Genomic DNA, 20,252 nt, shown 5'->3' with positions numbered 1-20,252 from the left:
GCGCCAAGAGCATGAAAAATGTTGTAGTTGTACCACTTAGAATATCAAGTACTGTAGCGCTGAGCGGTACGACATCAACTATCGGAGTAAAGTACTATCAAGATACCCCGAAGCTACCAAAGGATAAGCCCATAGGCTTACCCCTCGGATGACCTTACTAGACAGGCTCGGGCTCTCTCAGCGGCCGTTGTTTTGCTACCGCAGCCGACTTATCAGGTAACGGCAAAGCGACAGGTACTTGCTGCGCCTGGCTGGTAGCCATTACCACAGTACTACCGTGACGTGCAGCAGTTACCAGCGCATCATTATCTGCAATGGCAGTCATAAAGCGCAACGCTTCGTCTGCACTGGTACCAGCGCTGGTGAGAACCTTAATAGCCTCGGCTGCACTTTGTGCATATACCCGTCGTGCCTCCCCCATTTTCTCCATACGAATCTTTACGGACTCGCCATCAGCTTTAGCCTTACCCACTTCGCGCTCCCGGATCGCCTCAGCCTCGTAGGTAGCGGCCTGCTTCTCCCGCTGCATTTCCATAACTTTGTTAGCCTGAACTTCTACCGACTTGGGTAGCCGCGGCTCATCTGATAATACATCGACAATCTCTACACCAAAGTCGTGGAAAAATTGGCGAAGGCGCTCCTTAGCCTTGTCAGCTATATGTTCTTTTTTGTTATAAACGTCTTCCAGCTCAATGCCATTGGCAACAGGAATAGCTGCATCTGTTGCAAACGACTTCAGCTGTGCCTGGTAATTCTCTAGATCATAGAGAGCTTTGTATGCAAGCTGCACATCCGACGACACCTGATGCTGAACCTTTAGAATCAAGCCAAATGTGACATGATTACTGGTCTTTAGACTCAACTCAACAGGGGTTTCGTGTAGAGCCGTTGAGGCTTTTTTGTCTACCCAGGAAAGGTAGGGAATAATCAAGTTGAAACCAGGGGTGGCAGTTTTCCAGTACTTACCAAGAAATAGCACGAAGTGGTACTGCTTTGGCTCCACTATCACGATGGATTTAGCCAGCAAAAAAAGTACTACAGCTCCAAGTATCACAGGCCAAAAAGGTAAAAGTGTAAAGAGTTGTTCCGGCATATTTTAAAAGCCCAGTCAGAATAAATTATATAAGATGTGTAAATTATCTTACTCAGCAAGGGGCAACCAGTGTATGAGCAAATATCCCCCCTACTAAGAGCACTCACCCACAGCTTACATCAACTACAACATGCTGGCCACAAAACTACTGCCCTAAACCCAACTGTAAGTCTACTGTCCCCCAGTAGGGTAAAAGTAAATGTAAAGAGCTTCACTAAACCCGTTACAGACCAATAAACAAAAATTTTCCTGGAAAAACCCTTAAATTAAAATCCGCACCAACAAAACTATTGTTAGTACAACTTACCATCACTTAACTATTCTTCTGCAACAAAGTATCCAAAATCAAATCTACAGCCATTTATCTTTAAGCAATTGTTTTTTGCGATTCAAGCCTATTCAAGTTACTTTACATGATATGGATGGGCTTTAAAAAGGAGGTACTTTGTGCCGGCTACAGAGCTCTCCAGAGTATTAGGTGCAGAGGAGGCTATGTTCACCGAGTTGGCAAGGCGAACTTGCGGGGGGACATTAGTAATCTCCTTTATCAAAGTACTCACCCCTCTTAGCGTTGAAAAATTAATAAGTGGTTTCGCATCGGCACATAAAATCTACCCACTTCTACAGGCAAGAGTTGAGTCCGGCAACAAGCTTCGATGGCGCTGCGACGTACCATTCGAGTCAATTCCAATTGAGGTTCGAAAATTGAAGGAGCCTCTTGACTTCGAGGCTGAATTCAATCGTCGGGGGAAGACGGGCCTTGATGTTGAAAAATGCACATATACACTTTCCTTCTATATTAATTCCAATGACGAAGCTGAATGGATCTCACTGGTCAGCAGCCACGCAGCTTTGGATGGCCGATCAGTGATGACTTTATTCTGTATTTTAGACATATTCTTTAAAGATGAAGGAACATTCAGGTTGGGCGGGCAACCACTTTACGAAGCTGTCGAAAGCTACTTTAGTTCCTCTAAATACTTTGCCCATGAAAAACCATCACCTCAAAAAGATGAACTCTTTAATTGGCCCGTAGAGGAACCTGCTTTTGCAGCAGAACGTGAAGGTCACGCTATATATCGACAATTTCCGATTGCAGAAATTTCACAACTGGTAAAAATAGGGAAAACCCACAAGGTAAGGCCAAGCGCCCTGTTTTGTGCCATTGCAATTCAAGCATCCAAAATATTACCCAACCATAAAGATTGGATAAAGATTTTACTACCCGTGGATGTTCGTGAACTCTGCGGCACTGAAATTGGATTAAGTGCAGTAGGTGCTTTTTCATCAGCAACCACTCTTGAAATCATGCCCAATATAGATATAGAAGATACTTGGCAACTAGCGCGTCACTTACAGATTGAGCTTGATAAACAGGCGGAAGAAGGAGAACCATTCAAGTTCATGTTCCCCAAGAAATATAAACTCGAGGATATTATTGAATGGGCTCAGGACTACGAGGAAAAGAAACCTGTCTTTTCTGAAGGAATGTGTATATCTAATGTAGGCAGTATGAAAGCGCTTGGCACGGCAATGAAGCACTTCGAAATCATCACGGCAATTCCATTTCAAACACATGGGGCTCACCCTATCTCACTACTAACCTATTCAACGGTACGTAATTCTGTATTTATATTTTCATACTGTGACCCACTCACAAAACGAGATAGCGTTTTGAATTTTGCAGAAAAATTCATCAACACGATCAAGAGGCTTTTAGAACCTGAGAACTAACCCTTGACTTGAAAAAACGAACAAAAGCAAAAGTAAAGCAAAGGCGCCCACTACTCCCTAATCAGCCGAGGCTACACCCAAACAATTTCACCTTATGTACGATTCTCCAACAAAGAATCAATTGGTCACAACAAGTGACCACCAAAAATCAATGCAAGGAAATATTAGTAACGCCAACCAAGCACAGCCAGTCATATCACATGAATCTCCCGAATTTCTCCAATCATCAATTTTAACCTAATAAACCATCCAGAATTCAGCACTTATCTTTCATAATGTAACCTGCCAAAAGGAGACGACCTTACTAGCTTTATCGAAAGGCGCACATATATTCTAAAGGAACTATTGCCCCACACCCCCACTCAAGTAATGCACCTCAAACCAGTCAGAATTAGATCAAACCACGACAAATCTTAACCAACACTTATGTATTCCGAACATCTATATGTAGATAAGCAAGCAACATTTAGGCATCAATATTTTTGCATCTTAACTCCTATTTTATTAAGTTTGACATTAAGTCAATCTGTTCTTGGAAAGAGAACCTATGTCCAGCCCAGAACTATCCAGGGTGCTGGGGCCTGAAGAAGCATTATTTACCGAGCTAGCCAGGAGAACTTGCGGGGGAACCTTGCTGGTTTCCTTTTATAAAGTTCTAATTCCACTGAGTGTTGAGCAACTTAAAACTGCCTTTTCTTTAATCCATAAAATTTACCCCCTTCTACAGGCTCGTGTTGAGTCAACTGAGCAACTGCGCTGGTATTGCGATGTACCCTTTGAGGATATCCCTATAGAAATAAAAGAGCTTTCAACACCCATTAATATTGAGTATGAATATACTCGCAGAGGTAAAACAGGACTCAATGTTGAAGCATGTACATATACTCTTTCCTTCTATCTAAATTCACTCGGTAAAGTCGGCTACATATCTATGGTCAGCAATCATGCTGCATTGGACGGCCGGTCTGCCGGGATCATATTCTATATTTTAGATTTGTATTTTTTGGATCAAGGAAGATTCAGGTTAGATAGACAGCTGTTATACAACCCAGTTGAGACCTACTTTGATTCAAGCAAGCATTTCTCAAACAAGCAAAAATCTGGAATTAAAGAAAATTTATTTAAATGGCCAGTAGAAGAAGCCGCTTTTGTTACTGAAAGGGAGGGCCATATTTTATATCGCAAATTTCCTATGGAGGAACTCTCTCACGTTGCAACTATTGGCAGAAAACACAAAGTAAGACCTAGTGCGCTTTTTTGTGCTATTGCCATCCAGGCATCAAACATACTGCCAAATCACAGAGAGTGGATCAAAATCTTATTACCCATGGATGTCCGCGACCTATGCGGTACCGGAATCGAATTAAGCGTTATTGGTACATTTTCTGCAGTTACTACTCTTGAGGTTACACCAGATATCGATATCGAGAACACCTGGGAGCTGGCAAAGCACTTACAGACTGAACTTGATCGGCAGGCAGCGTCCGGTGAATATTGTAAGTTTAACTTTCACAAGAACTATGATTTAGGGAGTATTATAGAGTGGGTTGAAAAGTACGAAACCAACAACCCCTACTTTCTTGAAGGGTTATGTGTATCCAACTTGGGTAACCTGGAATCCCTGGGTGTGCACATGAATTTTTTTGAACCCATCATAGGTACCTCACTCCAAACTCATGGCGCCCATCCAATATCATTGAGCACTTATTCAACAGAAAAAAGTTCCGTTTTTGTCTTTTCATACTGTGAGCCACTGACAAAAAGAAATAACGCTTTAAATTTTGCTGAAAAATATATCAACACTCTAAAGAATTTGATATGAATCAGCTCCACATAAACTAGGCGTCTCAAGCTATCGAATCACTTTCAGTATGTACCACTCCCCAAAAAAACACAGCCCCATAAAAGCAATACATTTAAACCATACGCAGGCTATATATTAGACACTATGATTATCTTACAGACTCATAGGGGAGTTTATTAGGACGCCGAACGACCTGCACTCATACCTTTTGTTTAGAGCGTCACTAGGAGGCAATAAATTAACTGAATCTTGCCTCATTGGTTCTCCACCTACTTCACCTCTTTTGTGAGGTGAAGTAGGCAGAAACATCTACTTAATAGCGTTTTTAATCATCTCTTCCCCTCCCCTGCCATGCACAATCCGATACAGTAGCGGAAGTACAAACAGAGTTAGAAGTGTGGAAGAAATAATCCCCCCAATCACAACCGTGGCCAGGGGCCTTTGTACCTCTGCGCCGGTACCCACATTCAATGCCATAGGCACGAACCCCAAGCTGGCGACCAGAGCAGTCATCAGTACAGGACGAAGACGAATCATTGCTCCGTCAATAATCGAAACCAAAAGCTCACCGCCCTGTTGCCGCAGCTGACGAATAAATGACAGCATTACCAGGCCGTTTAAAACCGCAACACCAGAAAGGGCAATAAACCCAACCCCTGCAGAAATCGATAGAGGCATACCGCGCAGCCATAGAGCTAGCACCCCGCCAGTTAGCGCTAAGGGAACTCCTGTAAAAATGATCAAGGCATCCTTGAATGAGCCGAAAGCCATTACCAGAAGACCGAGGATTACCAAAAGCGTCAGCGGGACAACGATAGAAAGACGCGTACTTGCAGATTCCAGTTGTTCAAATGTACCTCCATATACCAACCAGTAACCGGCAGGCAAAGACACCTGTTGCTGGATTCGGGCTTTTGCCTCCTCTACAAAAGATCCTAAATCGCGATCGCGTACATTCGCGGTTACCACTACACGGCGCTTGCCATTTTCACGACTGACTTGATTGGGAGCCGGTGTCATTTCAAGATTGGCTACTTCAGACAAGGGCACATAGCTACCTAGCGGGCTACCAGCGGGTAAAGGTACAGGTAAGTCACCAAGGTTTTCATAGTCCCGGCGCAGACCTTCCGGCAGCCTTACTACCAATTGGAAGCGACGGTCACCCTCATAAATCAGCCCTGCAGATTCCCCACCAATTGCGGTTGATACCAAGTCCTGTAGGGTTTTCAGGTCGATACCATAGCGGGCAAGCGCTATACGCTTGGGGACTACAGAGAGAACTGGCAGACCTTCAACCTGCTCTACTCGAGCATCGGCTACACCCTCAATCCCATTTAACACTCCCAGGATTTGATTAGACGAAGCGACCAGCTGGTCCAGGTCATCACCAAATACTTTGATGCCCAGATCCGCACGCACACCAGAAATCAACTCGTTGAAACGCATCTGGATTGGCTGGGTAAATTCGTAGTTATTACCTGGAAGCTCTCGAACGGCTGCTTCGATTTCTGCCACCAATTGCTCCTGAGGCAGTTTTGGATTGGGCCATTGATTTCTGAGTTTCAGGATCACAAAGTTATCAGCCACATTCGGAGGCATTGGATCTGTAGCTACCTCTGGAGTACCAATTTTTGCAAATACCTTGTCTACCTGGGGGAACGCCTTAATGCGCTGCTCCAGTAGACGCTGCATTTCCACCGACTGCTCAAGGCCAGTCCCCGGAATACGTAAAGCGTGTAGTGCAATATCGCCCTCATTAAGCTGAGGGATAAACTCAGAACCGAGAGTAGTAGCTAGCCAACTACAAAACAGTACTAAAGCAAGAGCCCCTGATAGTACCAGCCAACGCACTTTCATTGCGGCAATTAAAAGCGGCTTGTACAGTGACTTAGTAGCAACAATCACCTTATTTTCTTTTTCACTGACTTTCCCGGTGAGAAAAACAGCAACTGCTGCAGGTACTACGGTGAGAGAAAGAACCAATGCAGCCAATAACGCCATAACCACAGTAGCGGCCATAGGGTGAAACATCTTTCCTTCGACACCAGTCAGTGTGAACAAAGGAATATACACCACCGTGATAATCAACACTCCAAAAAGGCTCGGGCGAATCACTTCATTGGTGGCCTGGAATACCAGCTCCAGTCGCTCTTGCAGAGGTAACTTACCGCTCTTGCGCTGTTGGGCTTCGGCGAGCCTGCGAATCGCATTTTCTACGATAATTACAGCCCCATCGACAATCAGACCGAAATCGAGCGCACCGAGACTCATCAGGTTGGCAGAAACACCGGTTTGCACCATACCAAATATAGTGGCAAGCATGGACAGCGGAATCACAGCGGCCGTAATAAAGGCAGCCCGAATATTTCCAAGTAGCAAGAACAGCACGACGACTACCAGCAACGCACCTTCAATAAGGTTTTTCTGTACTGTAGCGATGGCTTTGTCCACGAGCGTCGTGCGATCGTAAACCGCTTCCACCTTTACACCTTCAGGTACAGTGGATTTTACTTGCTCCAAAGCTACCGCCACATTGCGCGCCACCTCGCGGGAGTTTTCCCCCACCAGCATCATAGCGGTGCCCAAAACGGTTTCTTCACCATCTCGCGTAGCAGCACCGGTACGCAGCTCTTTACCAATAGCCACTTCAGCAACATCAGAAATTTTAACCGGCACCCCGGATCGGCTGGTAATTACTACGTCTTCAATTTCTCCGATATTCTGTAGTTGTCCCGGTGAACGCACTAACAGTTGGCGTCCATTATTTTCCAGATAGCCAGCACCTCGACTTTCGTTGTTGCGACGCAAAGCCTCGGCAATATCCTCCATAGATACGCCGAAGTTAAGCATCTGGCGGGGGTCCGGTGTTACGTGATATTGCTTGTTATAGCCACCGATAGTATTTAGTTCCGTAACCCCCGGAACGAGAGACAATTGCGGTTTAATAATCCAATCCTGAATCTCCCGCAGTGCAGTGGCGTCGTAGGGCTGGCCATTGGGCTGGGTTGCTCCGGGTAAAGCCTCCACGGTATACATAAAGATCTCACCGAGCCCGGTGGCAATGGGCCCCATTTCCGGCTCCAACCCCGGGGGCAGATTGCTCTCGATGGTACCCAGACGACTGTTTATTAAGTTTCGCGCAAAATAGAGATCTGTCCCCTCTTTGAAAACCACGGTCACTTGGGATAGCCCGTAGCGCGAAATCGAACGGGTGTACTCCAAGTTGGGAAGTCCGGCAAGTGCCGCCTCTACCGGATAGGTGATTCTCTGTTCAGCTTCTAAAGGCGAGTAACCAGGTGCTTCAGTATTAATCTGCACCTGAACATTGGTGATATCGGGGACCGCATCAATAGGGAGTTTCTGGTAACTCCAAACCCCGAGCCCCACCAGAATAAAAATTAGGGACAATACGAAATAACGCCGCTCAATGGAGAAGCGCAGGATGCTTTCAATCATCTTCTGGCCTCAATTAATGGTGGTGAGCAGCGCCGGATTTCTCTATATCCGCCTTGATTAAGTAACTGTTTTCAGTGACGTAGCGGTCTCCAGGGTTGAGTCCACTTAATACCTCTGTAACCCTGCCATCGGTCCGCCCAAGTTCCAGTGGGCGAATCTCATAAGCATCCCCTACTTTTACAAACACAACGGTCCAATTGCGGAAGGGTTGTAGCGCTTGATTTTCCACCACTAAGGGCGCAGGACTCTCATGGGTGACCACATCTCCTTGAACCATCAGGTCTGTTGTCCAAATGTCCTCTGGATTCTCAATCATCGCGCGGGCTATTGCGAAAGGCGTGCCATTGCCCCCCGGTGCCAAGCTGACAATTGTCGAATCAAATGAGAGCCCATCGGCGGTAATAGAAACTTTTTGCCCGCGAGCAATTTGTCCCCGGCGAGTGGGGAATACTTGAAGCTCTGCCCATATTTGCTTGTAGTTCGCAATCGTAAACAATACCCGATCACCGCTAAACTCCCCTCGACTGGCCTGTTTATCGATAATCTGACCGCTGATAGGCGCTATCAAGGAATAAGTCTGCAAGCTGTCATTGGACTCAATTGTTGCCAGCTTTTCTCCTTTCTGTATTGAATCCCCCAACGCTTTCTCAATCGTGACAACCGTGCCTGGATAACGAGCACGAACATGACTGAGACTGCGATGATCGATAGTAGTTTTACCGTAAAGGGTAATACGCTCTTGAATGACACCAGGTGCGGCTATCGCAGTTTTAATGCCGGCCTTTTCCGCCGTACTTTCATCTATCTTTACTCTTCCTTCATGTGATTCAAACTGCCATTTGGCACGGCCTCGCTTGTGAATCAAAGAGAGCTCAATGTCGAATGAATGGGGTTCAGCCAGATGCTCTTGGCTGCGCCAGTAATCAATATTTGTATCGCGGTATAAGGCAATATGTTGCGATTCGCCCCCAAGTCGAACCAGGGTTAGGGTCAATTCTGCATTGTCTAGCGCTTTTCCGCCTTCCTGAATCCATACGCGAAACTCAGCCTTACCACTCCGCTCTACCAGAGCCAGCTCAACCACAAGATCCCCCTGCTCTAAGAGGCGGCCCCCATGTGGCCCTTTACTTTCTTCTTGATGATGCTCTCCACCGTGGGAGCCACTGGCATAACTAAAATTTGCCACCCACCCTTGAGGTACCAAAAGGATTAGGAACAGCATCGCTAGCTTTAAAGTTCTATTTAATCTGCTCATTTTTAAACTCAACTTCATCTACTGCTCTCGACAGCCACGACACCTAATGGCCGGGCAGTTAATCTCTCAATTTCCGCTCCGTACACATGAACAGAGCGTGCCGCCACAATTCTCGAGCGCTCAGCATCGAGCAATTCCTCGCGGGCAGAGATCAACTCAACATAGGAATAGCGCCCCCGGCGATAGGCCCGGTCAACCTCAGAAAGCGCCTTGCGCAATGTGGGAATAACGGTATTTTGCATTTCGTCAACAATGGCCAGCGCTTGTTCACGGCTCGTTACCGCCAAGAAAAGCTGGGGATAGAGCTTTAGCAATGCCGCCTCTCTATCCAACTGAACCTGTTCCAGCTCAGCCATTGCAGAAATCTCTTTACCCCGATTACGTCGCCCGGTAAAAAGCGGCACGTTAAAGCCAACAACGACAGCATTCTCATCATCTTCTTTGTCGTTCCGATAGCCTGCATACCAACCAATATCAGGTATCGACTTCGCTTGTGTCAGATGCAGGTGAGATGCGCGCAAGCGCTCTTCAGAGGCAAAACGGGCAATAGAAGGGTTTTCCTGAGCTCGCTCGTACAGAACATCAAAGCTGGCATTTGGCTCAAATCGGAAGAGCACGCTGGAGTCAACTGCAAAGTCCTGGGTAGGTTGCCCCCACAGCGCGGATAGTGCGTACTTGTAGTAGCTCAGCATTCGCTCCTGTGCCTCGGCGGCCAAAATGGCATTCGCCAGTGCAGACTCAGCCCGCATGCGTTCAGCTATGGGGGACGCAGCAGCATTGACCCTTGTAGTTACAGCGTCCAACGCTTCTTGCGCCAGCGAGACCTTCTCTTTTTCCAGAATCAGTAATTCTGCGGCAGCGAGTACTTGCGCATAACCACGAACCACCTCGGCCAAGACATCCAGTGCTGTCGCTTGCTCATCGGCAATTAAGAGGTCCCGCTGAGCATTGACAACATCGATTCGAGCCTGGCGTTTGCCCCCCAACTCAATAACTGATGACAAAGAAGCAGTCAGCTCAAGTTCCTTGTCATCATCATCATCGTCGTCACTTGGCGGACCGGGCCGACCGGGGGAGCCTGAGCTTGAGCTTGAGCTTGAGCTTGATGAACCATCATCTCCGTATACCGCATACTCAGCTTCGAAACCAAAATCCCATGCAGGACGTAGGCCGGCTGTGAACTCAGCACCATCCAATGCCCATTGCTGGAGTGGAAAAACTGCAATCTGGGGATTTTGTGCCAGAGTTTTCTGTATTGCCTCTGGCAGCGTCAATACTTCTCCCCTCTGCGCAGAGGTAGCTTGCGCAGATATAAGTAGAGCGGTCGTCAACAAAAATCTAAAGGATGTACGACCAATCACGCTCAGCGAGAGCGTGGAAAAAAAATCCATGGAATTCTCCCAAGTCACAACTCGATCATCGTGTGCGAGCAAAAGCTACATACTTCTATAGCGGCACACGCAGTATTTAACTAATCAGACTTGGGTTATAGGTGGGCGTAAAAGTGGAGAAAAATAACCTGAGGGCACAGCTGCACTAATTGTGTCACTGTAACTGATAGTGCCCCGAAGAAGAGGTTGATAAGACTGCCCCAAAAGCCCGGTTGCATTAATTCCGTGACAATGGCAACAGTGATTACAGAAATCCAACGTCGGTGTAGATTGCTCTTCACCGGAGGAAGGCAGCGAGAAAGTGACGGAACCCCCATCAGGCTCGTCAGTAGGAGCTACCCCCGGGAGTTGATCAATATGATTTGAAGAGAAGTGGATGGTGATATCTTCTAGCTCATCATGACTGTCATAGAAGGCGCCAGCTGTCTGGAAAATCAGCAGCGCAATCAGTAAAAATGACAGACGAACCACATTCATAGGAGCAGGCTAGTATCAATAATGGACCGACTCTAGCAAACATAACCCAGAGCCTCAATTGAATACGGCAAAAGTTTTGAAAAACAACAGCTTATTGACCAGCAATTCTGGATAGCCAGTCTCGTTTCAATACTCGTTTTTACGCAACAGCAGGCGCGAAGGTTCTCCTCTACACTGATTCAGATGCCACAACTATGGCTATGTATTGGGAGGTACCGGTAAATGCTTGCTTTTCAACCCTTTGGTGGCTTGGCTAGGGCGCTGATTCTTGCAGCGACGGTGGCATTAGCCCCTGCGATTGTCGCTCAAAACCCGACACCACCCCCGCAACCCGATAGCACTGGCTCCCAAGGCCAAACCCCGCCACCAGGGCACCCCACTCAATCGACCGATGACAGCAATCCCCCCCAGCCACCAGGGCAAATGCAGCAAGGCAAACCTCCTCAAGGTCAAATGGGGGCCATGGAATCAAACGAGCCCCTAGACCCCAAGGCGATGGCAACCTTGAAACGAATGGGTGACTACCTCGCCAGCCTCAAAATGATGATGTTTAACGCCGATATATTCACAGAAGTCGTTCTGGAAAATCAGGAAAAGCTCCTGATTGGCGGTACCGTCAAATATATGGCAATGCCACCGAAGCAACTGCGTGTAGACCTGAAAACAGATTCTATCACCCGACAGTTTATTCATAATGGCGACAAGTTCACCGTGATTGCTCCCCGCGATGGTTACTTCGCAGAAATGGAAGCACCCCAGCCTACAGCGGAAGTTTTGACCAAAGCCGCCAAAGATTACGGCATTGAGATTCCTTTTGCCGACCTCCTCGAATGGGGAAGGAAGGAAAATGTTTGGTCCGGTATCAAAGAAGGCTTTCTGGTAAACCGGCCTATGGTTGACGGCCAAAAAACCGAGCACTGGGCATTTCGCTCTGAAAACCTGGACTGGGAAATCTGGATTAAGGCTGGTGACAAGCCCCTGCCCCTGCGTATTTCAACAGTGAATACCCGCGACCCCGCCAAGCCGCGCTTTATTGCCACCTTGAAATGGATGGAAGCCAAACCTGGTGCCGCCGGGCAATTTACCCCTTCCACCGACAAGCTCAAGCAGATCCAGTTTAAGAAGGCGGAACCCAATAAGGAGGCCACACCATGATGCATCGCAACGGTCAAAAGACGGGTTTCCTTGCACAACTGGTTGTGCCTGCCCTGGTCACGGGGGCACTACTGACTGCATTGGCCAGTCCCTCAGCCGAAGCCTTTGGTCGGTTTGGTGGTGGTGGGGCTCATTTCAATATTGGGGGACATTTTAATGGGATGCGTCCGATGGGTGGAGGCTTCCACGGTGGCTATGCCCCGGGGGAGTTTGCAAGGCGCTTTCCCAATCACCCCCCATTTCACCCCCATCATCCACCCTACCCACCGCCCCCTTGGCGCCCCCACTACTGGCCCTACCCGGGACCAGCATTTTGGGGTACGGCAGCAGCCGTAGGTGTCGGCGGGTGGTTATATACGTTGCCTCGCAGCTGTGTTGCAGTAACTGTTGGTAACGTTACCTATGAGCACTGCGGGTCCTACTGGTATGAACCGCACTTTGTCGGTGGCCATATCGCCTACCGCCCGGTTCGCCCTCCCCGCTAGGAACGCCAATATTGGATAAGTGGCCCCAAGTGCGAAATGCTATTTTTCGTTGTCAGCTTTTTCGGGGCCACCCTGAGCATAGGATTTGGTGATATGCCTGAGGGTCTTCATCTGCTTGCCGAAATTGCGGCAAGGTGTGCAAACCGCCAGATGTAACTTCAGGCTCGCCTTCTCGGAAATGAGCAGGTCCCTCTCCTGGGACTCAGACATCAGCCTCGTGGCTTCCCGGCAGGTCTTCATCATTGTCACTTCTCCACACCAAACCAGTTATCTTCCAGACACTCGCGCAAGCGAAGGCGCGCCCTGTGCAATGTGACATTTAAGTTGCTAACGGTAATCTCCATGGCAGCACAGATTTCATGGCTTTCCAGCTCAATAAATTCCCTCATCATAAAGATCTGCGCTTGGCGCGAGGGAAGATGGCTGAGACAGGCCTCGAAGATCCGCCAGAAATGCTTGTCGTGAATTGCCGACTCAGGATCAGCCCAGCGCTTGGGCTTTTCATCCTTCTGCCAGTGCCCCGTCTGATCAAACAGCTCATCGTGATCATATTCTTCCCTATCCCCACGAACCAATTGATCCGCATCCACGAAGCGCTGTCTCTGTCGCAATATGTCGGCAATCTTGTTCTTGAGAATGGCGAAGACCCAAGTCTTCAAAGCCGAGCGACCGGAAAAGCTGCGCGAGTTCTTTAGGGCACCCATCAATGCTTCCTGAACAGCATCCTCAGCCAGCTGTGTATCCTGCAACTGCAAACTGGCAAAACGCAGCATCTGCTGGCGTAAATCCACCAGGAACTGCGAATTCTGTAAGGAATCCTCGGCGGAGGCTGTCGAAGCACTGGGAGCTAGGTGATCGCTCAATTACGTTCCCTCATAATATCGAAGCGGAGAGAGTCGATATTAACGAAAATAATGCGATTCTCTACAAACCAATTCCCACTGGCGCCAAAAGGCAATTTTGCTGATTCTGAAATATCTAGTGCATCATGCTGGTATTTTTGTGCCAATTGAGACTTTTCAGCTTTACCCCGCCTCTCGAGCCAGAATGAGTGAAATATCATGCCAGTATAGAGCTCTGCATCAGATTCGAAAGCGGAAACCTTTGGCCAGAAGAACCTCTAACTCCTCAACTCTTCCGTGATTCCTCTGGTTTTTAGTCGCGGGAACCGCAGACTTGTTACACTTCCTCAACAAAATTACAAAGAGCGCCAATACCGGCGCAACTGCGCCTTTTTGGTTAACCCCCGCAATAGGTAAAGAGCCAATGCACGATTTAGTACAGGACTACTACGGACGCCAACTAAAGAACTCTTCAGACCTGAAGACCAATGCCTGTTGTGATCCCAGCGATATGCCAGAGTGGCTAAAACCATTGCTGTCCAATATTCATCCCGATGTCCTATCCCGCTATTACGGCTGCGGACTTGTCTGCCCTCCACTTTTGGAAGGCTGCCGGGTACTGGATCTTGGCTGTGGCTCAGGCCGGGATATTTACTTACTCTCCCAGTTGGTAGGCCCAAAAGGTGAAGTAGTAGGTGTCGATATGACGGAAGAGCAGTTGGCTGTGGCCAGGCAGCACCAAGCCCATCACGCCGACAAGTTTGGCTATGACAATGTCCGCTTCCTGCACGGCTACATCGAAAAGCTGGAGGAACTGGAATTAGAGCCTGAAAGCTTTGATGTGATCATTTCCAATTGTGTGGTTAACCTCTCCACAGACAAAGATGCTGTACTCAAAGGCTTGTTCCGGCTGCTGAAACAAGGGGGAGAATTTTACTTCTCCGATGTCTATGCCGACCGTCGCATTCCCCCCGCAATTAGCTCTGACCCCGAACTATTCGGCGAGTGTCTTGGGGGCGCACTCTACTGGAATGACTTTCTGGAAATTGCTCAGGGCAGCGGCTTCCGCGATCCACGCCTGGTGGAGAGTCGGCCATTACTTATCACCAACCCAACCCTGGCCCAGCGCTGTGGATCAATTCGATTTTTTTCCGCCACTTATCGATTGTTCAAATTAGCGCAACTGGAAAAAGACTGTGAGGATTACGGCCAAGCAGTGATTTACAAAGGCACACTACCGGGCTCTGCCGATCAATTCGTTCTCGATGGACACCACATTATTGAGACCGGACGAGTATTCCCTGTGTGCGGTAATACTTGGAGAATGCTCGCAGAGACCCGTCTCGCACCCCACTTCGAGTTTATTGGCGATTTTTCACGGCACTTTGGCCTGTTTCCCGGCTGCGGCAAGGAAATGCCATTTGCCAGCGACACTCCCGAAGCGGATCAATCGAGTACCCAGTGCTGTTAACCCTTAGCCTGGATATGGGAGCCCCCTAACGGGCTCCCTTTGGAAACCCAACGACTGCCCCCAAAAAGTAGGGTATTTTTTTCTCCAGCCAATAACTGGGGCTCCATACCGTCCCATCTATAAACCCTACATGCCCCCCTCGATCACTCACCGCCAAATCGACAGCAGAACTAACTTCGCTGGTTACAGGTATCGCTGATGGACAAATAAAAGGATCATCAACGGCGTTGATAATCAAAGTCGGCGTGCGAATATCTTTGAGTAAAGGCTTACTGGATGCCTGGGTGTAATACTCATCCACATCACGAAAACCATGTAACGGCGCAGTGAAAGCATTGTCGAAATGCCTGAAATCGACAAAGTCCTCACTGCAATTGAGATCGGGTAAGGCCGCAGCCAACTGTGGGTCTTTCGCCTTATGAAGCAGGCTCAAACGAAGCCCGCTAATCAGGTGGCGCTCATAAAGGTGGGATATACCAGTGTTGATGTAGCGACTACAGGCATGGAGGTCCATTGGCGCCGAAACAGCAATCCCAGCGGCTACCTGCCCGCGGCCACCATCTTCACCTAACATTTTCAGAACAACATTTCCGCCCAATGAGAAGCCAACCACGGCAATCGTCATTAATGGAAACTGCTTCTTAAGTTCACTAACCAGCCAGCGAGGATCTTCAGTGTCACCACTGTGATAGGCCCTCGGCAACTTGTTAGGCACACCACCACAACCTCGAAAATGCATTACAGCGACCTGATAATGGTATGCCAGAAGAGTTTCCATCAGCCCCTGCACATAGGGCGACTCTACCGAACCTCCCAAACCGTGAAGTATCAATACCAGAGGATAATCGGGGTCATTGCGTAGCGGCCTGGGAAAATGCAAAGAAAGGCGATCGCCATCAGGCGTTTCGTACCAGCGGCAATCTGTCTCAATCCAGGGGGTGGCGCGGTGAAAACGACTGAATACGGTCTGAATATGTCGATTGCCAAGGCCTGGGGCTGGAGAAAAAGAATTAACCATAGATTTCTATCAATAGTCGAAACAACCGGGGCTATCAGTTTCCTGCTGATGGTTTAGGGATTGTTGCCCCTTTCGTTTCTGGGACAAAAATCAGAAAAAATGTACCGGCGATCAGAGCAATAGCTCCCAAAGTAAGAAAAGCAACGCCATAGCCAAAATACTGAACAATATATTCCGCAGAAAAATTACTACATGCCGAACCAATTCCCACCAAGGCAGCCATAGCGCCCTGAGTAACATTGAAACGGCCCGTACCACGTGTCAGGTCGGCACACATTAAAATAATAATGACGCCAAATATACCATTAGCCACGCCATCCAGGGATTGAATTGCTACCAGGAAGTACGGATTGTCCGTAGACATAAACAACAGCGCCCGTACCGGATTGATAAAAAAACCGATAAGGAAGATTAGCTTGCGCCCCCAGGTATCCGCTTTGGCCGCACACAGAAAGGACATCAGCATCATCATAAACTGGGCGGCGATGATACAAGCTGATGTAAAGGCAATAGCTATATCGGCATTCGAGTTAATCGACAGTTTCTGACTCACCAAGGGCAACATCGCGGCATTGCCAAAGTGGAATAGAAACACGCTGACAGCCAAAGCGACCAGGCGCCTGTCAGACAGCAGTGACTTGAAGCCCGACGGCTGAGCTTTGCCCTCTAGATCCTTGTGCTCTCCGCCCCGAGCACGGATATGATCGATAGATTTTCCCGGAATAAAGGCTACCGAGATCGCCATAAGGGCACCCATAACCGCCATCAACCAGAACACCCCCTGCCCGGAAATAGTCAGGGCAAGAATCGCTGCAAGCCCAGCAGCAAAGACATTGCCCGCATGATTGGAGGCCTGGTTGGCACTGGTTTGATAGGTAAAGTTTTTATCGCTGGTAACCCCGAGTGTGATTGCCGCAATAGAAGGAGCCACGAAGGCAATTGCGCCTCCCATCAAAACCTGGGAGAGATAAATCAATGGCTTGTGGCTGGTAAATTCCACAATAGTGATAGAAACAATACCGATAATGATCCCGCAAGCGGCAATAAGCCCTCTCTTAAAGCGAGTACTATCGATAAATGCGCCAGCAGGTGTCTGCAGCAGTACAGTGGTTACCCCGCCAATTGCCAGGACAACCCCAATATCTCCCGGCTTCCAGTGCATGGCTGAGAGCAGGTAAATAGCCAGGTATGGTCCCAAACCCGCAACCACATCTCCAGCAAAGAAATTCGTAAAGAGAAGAGGTTTGTTTAAACTCTTATGAATGGCCTTGTTGGCACTCTGCTGCACTGGATAGAGCCTCAGAAAAATAGCAATGCTGAAAACCAGAGTAGCAGTTGGGACTAGCGACACTCGGATAACGATAGATGTCTATCAGCTTAACCGTCTCGGCAATCATCTTTATCCTAATAGCCGTGCGCCAATGGCTACCGTCTGCCGTTCGTATCTGGCACATCATGACCCTCGGCGCAGTAGCACTTTTGGCGCTGAGGCAAATCACACTTAAGGACGCATTCTTTGCTGTGGATTGGGATTTAATCCTCTACTTATTCTCTGTATTTTCGATTGCATCCGCTCTATACGACACAGGGATTTCAGCGCAAATCAGCAAGCGAATACTCTCGCGAAAAAAACCCAATACCATACTGGCAAGCTATGTCCTGATCATGGCCGTCTGCGCCGCCCTTCTCACCAATGATGCTGCAGCAGTGATTGGTGTACCCATCGCTCTATTGATGGCTAGGGATATGAACTGGGGTGTTGTACCCCTACTTATTTTACTTTGCGCCACAGTAACGATCGGCAGTATGATCTCCCCAGTCGGCAACCCACAAAATATCTTGATTGCCAACGCAGGGCAGTTTGACAATATGTTTCTGGTATTTGCCGAGTGGATCTTTATCCCGGCAGCAATCACCATGCTGCTGTCGATTCTTTGGTTAAAAAGGTTTCTTAAAGTTGACGAACCCAGTCACAATGTAGGCATTCAGCCTCGAGAGGACAATGAGATAGCACAAAAATGGCCACCTCTATTGTCGGCAGCCCTTCTGGTAATTCTAATAGCATTAGGCAGTGTACTTCATAACGTAGAAGGTATTTACCACCCAACCTTGGGTCAAATAGGCTTGGTCGCCTGCTCACCCATTTATCTGGCAAGTCATGAAAGAAGAAGAATACTGAGAGAAGTAGACTGGCCCACTCTCTTTTTCTTTATTTCCATGTTTATTGTGACCGGCTCACTACTCAAGTCCGGATCACTACAGTTTTTTCTGCACAAGAGCGGGATTAATCTGGCTGAACCTGAAACCGTAACTTTTGTCAGTTTTTTTGCCAGCCAACTGTTTTCCAATGTTCCCGTAGTGGAAATCTACCTGAATCTTCTACATGAACACGACATTCAAACACTTATGATGCTATCAGCCATATCTACAGTTGCTGGTAACCTATTTATCATCAGCGCAGCCAGCAATGTAATAGTGCTGCAGCAGGCGGAAAAATTTGGTGTGCAACCATTTAACTTCTGGCAGTTCTTTTTATTGATGTTGCCGGTAAGTGTTATCAGTGTGGCAGCGAGTTATCTCTATATTATTTGGTACAGCTCGCTACAGACCTAAAAACAAGAGCTAACTCTGGGGCTTCTCGACTCGGACAAAGGGGCGGTAGTCTCCCCCTTCCAGCAGCAGATAAATATTGTAAGGTTCAAACTTTCCATCCACTTCCATTCCTGGGCTGCCAACTGGCATCCCGGGTACTAATAGACCAATTCCATCCTCTGGAGGAGAGGAAATAAATTGCAGAATATGTTTGACGGGAACATGGCCTTCAAAAACATATTTGTTGTGCCACACCGCCGTATGGCAACCCTCCATCCCCCGAGGAACACCCCATTGCTCCCGAATTTTGGCCATATTCAGCTCAGAACTGGTAGATACAGCAATGTCGTTACCCCGTAGATAATCCACCCACTTGTTACAACAAAAGCAAAGCGGGTGTTTATACACAATAAAACTATCGGCATCCCACTGTTTTTTTTCCTCCGTACCAGCAAAACTTGCTGGTGCGGTCAATATCACCAGTGAGAAAAGGAGACCTAAAACCTCCCTAGATAGCCTGGGCATAGTGAATAGCATAAGATTCAGAGGAATCAGTCCAGTGGCGAACAGGTTTAAAGCCGCCTTTCATCAACAGGGTATTAAAACTACTCACTTTATATTTATGGCTATTCTCGGTATGAATAGTCTCCCCTTCCGAAAAGACGATTTGTTCCCCAGCGATTGCGACGCTTTGATCCCGGAGGCTAACTAAATGCATTTCTACGCGTTGTCGCAATGGCTGATAGAAGGCGCGATGAGAGAAAGATGACAAATCAAAGTTGCCTCCCAACTCACTGTTAATTCGTTGCAGGAGGTTCTTGTTAAACTGCTCCGTAATATGCTCACTATCGTGATACGCCCTCTCCAGCACAACTGAATCTTTAACTAAATCAGTTCCGATAAGCAGGCCGTCTCCCGCTCTCAAATTTGCCGCAAACGTCTCCAGCAATTGCTCCGCCCTATCCGGCTCAAAGTTTCCAATTGTCGAACCAGGAAAAAACACCACACGTTTTTTTGACTCAATATTCGACAGATTGTCCCATACTTCGGCTTGAGTAAAGTCACCCACTTCCGGCCAGATAGAAATATGAGGTAAGCCTTTTTTAATTCGTTGCCCCGCCAGATAGAGAATCTCCGGGGAAATATCGATGGGATAGTATCCGCTAGGGCTTTTTAATAGATGCAGTAGGCCCTCTACTTTTTCGCAGTTGCCTGCACCGGGCTCCACCAGTAGCGCCCCTGGGCCAATTTCCTCAGCAATATCCGGTAGATACTGACTGAATATCTTCGCCTCAGTACGGGTTAAATAATAATCGTCTACATCACATATTTTCTCGAATAACTGAGAGCCAAGTTCGTCGTATAGGTATTTACACGGTAGTGTTTTCTGATCTCCGGCCAACCCCCGTAACACATCATTGAGAAATTCATGGTCTTGTTGTGAACTTTCCTGCATCGATGATACGGCTGCTTTCACAT

Annotated in this window: 17 protein-coding genes; 6 read left to right on the top strand and 11 right to left on the bottom strand. The window is 47.9% G+C overall.

Annotated features, from left to right (window positions below; all coding sequences use genetic code 11):
- Positions 1 to 157: 157 nt before the first annotated feature.
- Positions 158 to 1,093: an SPFH domain-containing protein gene (locus ACJJIY_RS15295; protein WP_445358233.1), complete on the bottom strand. Its 936-nt coding sequence runs from the start codon at positions 1,091 to 1,093 to the stop codon at positions 158 to 160.
- A 447-nt stretch (positions 1,094 to 1,540) separates the two neighbouring features.
- Between ACJJIY_RS15295 and ACJJIY_RS15290 the strand changes: the two genes are divergently transcribed.
- Together ACJJIY_RS15290 and ACJJIY_RS15285 are read left to right on the top strand one after the other, a co-directional pair.
- The gene (locus tag ACJJIY_RS15290) at positions 1,541 to 2,827 is read left to right on the top strand and encodes a hypothetical protein (RefSeq protein ID WP_445358232.1); all 1,287 of its coding nucleotides are present in this window, start codon (positions 1,541 to 1,543) and stop codon (positions 2,825 to 2,827) included.
- A 547-nt stretch (positions 2,828 to 3,374) separates the two neighbouring features.
- On the top strand, positions 3,375 to 4,649 hold the full coding sequence (locus tag ACJJIY_RS15285) for a hypothetical protein (RefSeq protein ID WP_445358231.1): 1,275 nt from the start codon (positions 3,375 to 3,377) through the stop codon (positions 4,647 to 4,649).
- A 291-nt stretch (positions 4,650 to 4,940) separates the two neighbouring features.
- On the opposite strand, the gene ACJJIY_RS15280 is transcribed toward ACJJIY_RS15285, so the two are convergent.
- The 4 genes from ACJJIY_RS15280 to ACJJIY_RS15265 all read right to left on the bottom strand — a co-directional run bounded on the left by ACJJIY_RS15280 (position 4,941) and on the right by ACJJIY_RS15265 (position 11,210).
- Complete coding sequence (locus ACJJIY_RS15280) at positions 4,941 to 8,087, bottom strand: efflux RND transporter permease subunit (protein WP_445358230.1); 3,147 nt, start codon at positions 8,085 to 8,087, stop codon at positions 4,941 to 4,943.
- Between the two features lie 13 nt (positions 8,088 to 8,100).
- On the bottom strand, positions 8,101 to 9,342 hold the full coding sequence (locus ACJJIY_RS15275; RefSeq protein ID WP_445358229.1) for an efflux RND transporter periplasmic adaptor subunit: 1,242 nt from the start codon (positions 9,340 to 9,342) through the stop codon (positions 8,101 to 8,103).
- Positions 9,343 to 9,356: 14 nt separating this feature from the next.
- Positions 9,357 to 10,733, bottom strand: coding sequence for a TolC family protein (locus ACJJIY_RS15270; RefSeq protein WP_445358228.1), 1,377 nt, complete (start codon positions 10,731 to 10,733; stop codon positions 9,357 to 9,359).
- A gap of 84 nt (positions 10,734 to 10,817) precedes the next feature.
- Positions 10,818 to 11,210 carry a hypothetical protein gene (locus ACJJIY_RS15265; protein ID WP_444908108.1) on the bottom strand — a complete coding sequence of 131 codons (393 nt, stop codon included), beginning with the start codon at positions 11,208 to 11,210 and terminating at the stop codon, positions 10,818 to 10,820.
- A gap of 222 nt (positions 11,211 to 11,432) precedes the next feature.
- Here ACJJIY_RS15265 and ACJJIY_RS15260 point away from each other — a divergent pair, with 222 nt between their 5' ends.
- Both ACJJIY_RS15260 and ACJJIY_RS15255 read left to right on the top strand, forming a co-directional pair.
- A complete protein-coding gene (locus ACJJIY_RS15260; protein ID WP_444908107.1) occupies positions 11,433 to 12,365 on the top strand; it encodes a DUF2092 domain-containing protein in 933 nt (310 codons plus the stop codon).
- A complete protein-coding gene (locus ACJJIY_RS15255) occupies positions 12,362 to 12,850 on the top strand; it encodes a hypothetical protein (protein WP_413662207.1) in 489 nt (162 codons plus the stop codon). The genes ACJJIY_RS15260 and ACJJIY_RS15255 overlap by 4 nt, the downstream gene beginning before the upstream one ends.
- A 39-nt stretch (positions 12,851 to 12,889) precedes the next feature.
- Here the strand turns inward: ACJJIY_RS15255 and ACJJIY_RS15250 are convergent, their stop codons facing one another.
- Both ACJJIY_RS15250 and ACJJIY_RS15245 read right to left on the bottom strand, forming a co-directional pair.
- Complete coding sequence (locus tag ACJJIY_RS15250; protein ID WP_282933051.1) at positions 12,890 to 13,093, bottom strand: zf-HC2 domain-containing protein; 204 nt, start codon at positions 13,091 to 13,093, stop codon at positions 12,890 to 12,892.
- A gap of 2 nt (positions 13,094 to 13,095) precedes the next feature.
- The gene (locus ACJJIY_RS15245; protein WP_444913968.1) at positions 13,096 to 13,713 is read right to left on the bottom strand and encodes an RNA polymerase factor sigma-70; all 618 of its coding nucleotides are present in this window, start codon (positions 13,711 to 13,713) and stop codon (positions 13,096 to 13,098) included.
- Positions 13,714 to 14,116: 403 nt separating this feature from the next.
- Between ACJJIY_RS15245 and ACJJIY_RS15240 the strand changes: the two genes are divergently transcribed.
- On the top strand, positions 14,117 to 15,163 hold the full coding sequence (locus tag ACJJIY_RS15240; protein WP_444913969.1) for a methyltransferase domain-containing protein: 1,047 nt from the start codon (positions 14,117 to 14,119) through the stop codon (positions 15,161 to 15,163).
- A gap of 25 nt (positions 15,164 to 15,188) precedes the next feature.
- On the opposite strand, the gene ACJJIY_RS15235 is transcribed toward ACJJIY_RS15240, so the two are convergent.
- Complete coding sequence (locus ACJJIY_RS15235) at positions 15,189 to 16,181, bottom strand: hydrolase (protein WP_444897503.1); 993 nt, start codon at positions 16,179 to 16,181, stop codon at positions 15,189 to 15,191.
- 34 nt (positions 16,182 to 16,215) lie between these two features.
- Positions 16,216 to 17,532: an MFS transporter gene (locus tag ACJJIY_RS15230; protein ID WP_445358227.1), complete on the bottom strand. Its 1,317-nt coding sequence runs from the start codon at positions 17,530 to 17,532 to the stop codon at positions 16,216 to 16,218.
- A gap of 14 nt (positions 17,533 to 17,546) precedes the next feature.
- Here ACJJIY_RS15230 and ACJJIY_RS15225 point away from each other — a divergent pair, with 14 nt between their 5' ends.
- Positions 17,547 to 18,794, top strand: a complete 1,248-nt coding sequence (locus tag ACJJIY_RS15225; RefSeq protein ID WP_445358226.1) for an ArsB/NhaD family transporter — start codon at positions 17,547 to 17,549, stop codon at positions 18,792 to 18,794.
- Between the two features lie 9 nt (positions 18,795 to 18,803).
- On the opposite strand, the gene ACJJIY_RS15220 is transcribed toward ACJJIY_RS15225, so the two are convergent.
- Positions 18,804 to 19,253, bottom strand: coding sequence for a DUF411 domain-containing protein (locus ACJJIY_RS15220; RefSeq protein ID WP_445359676.1), 450 nt, complete (start codon positions 19,251 to 19,253; stop codon positions 18,804 to 18,806).
- A 28-nt stretch (positions 19,254 to 19,281) separates the two neighbouring features.
- Positions 19,282 to 20,250, bottom strand: coding sequence for an L-histidine N(alpha)-methyltransferase (gene egtD / locus ACJJIY_RS15215; protein ID WP_444897507.1), 969 nt, complete (start codon positions 20,248 to 20,250; stop codon positions 19,282 to 19,284).
- Positions 20,251 to 20,252 lie beyond the last annotated feature (2 nt).

The sequence above is a fragment of the Microbulbifer maximicatervae (SeqCode) genome, assembly GCF_052468155.1.
This window is presented reverse-complemented; position numbering and strand designations above follow the sequence as displayed.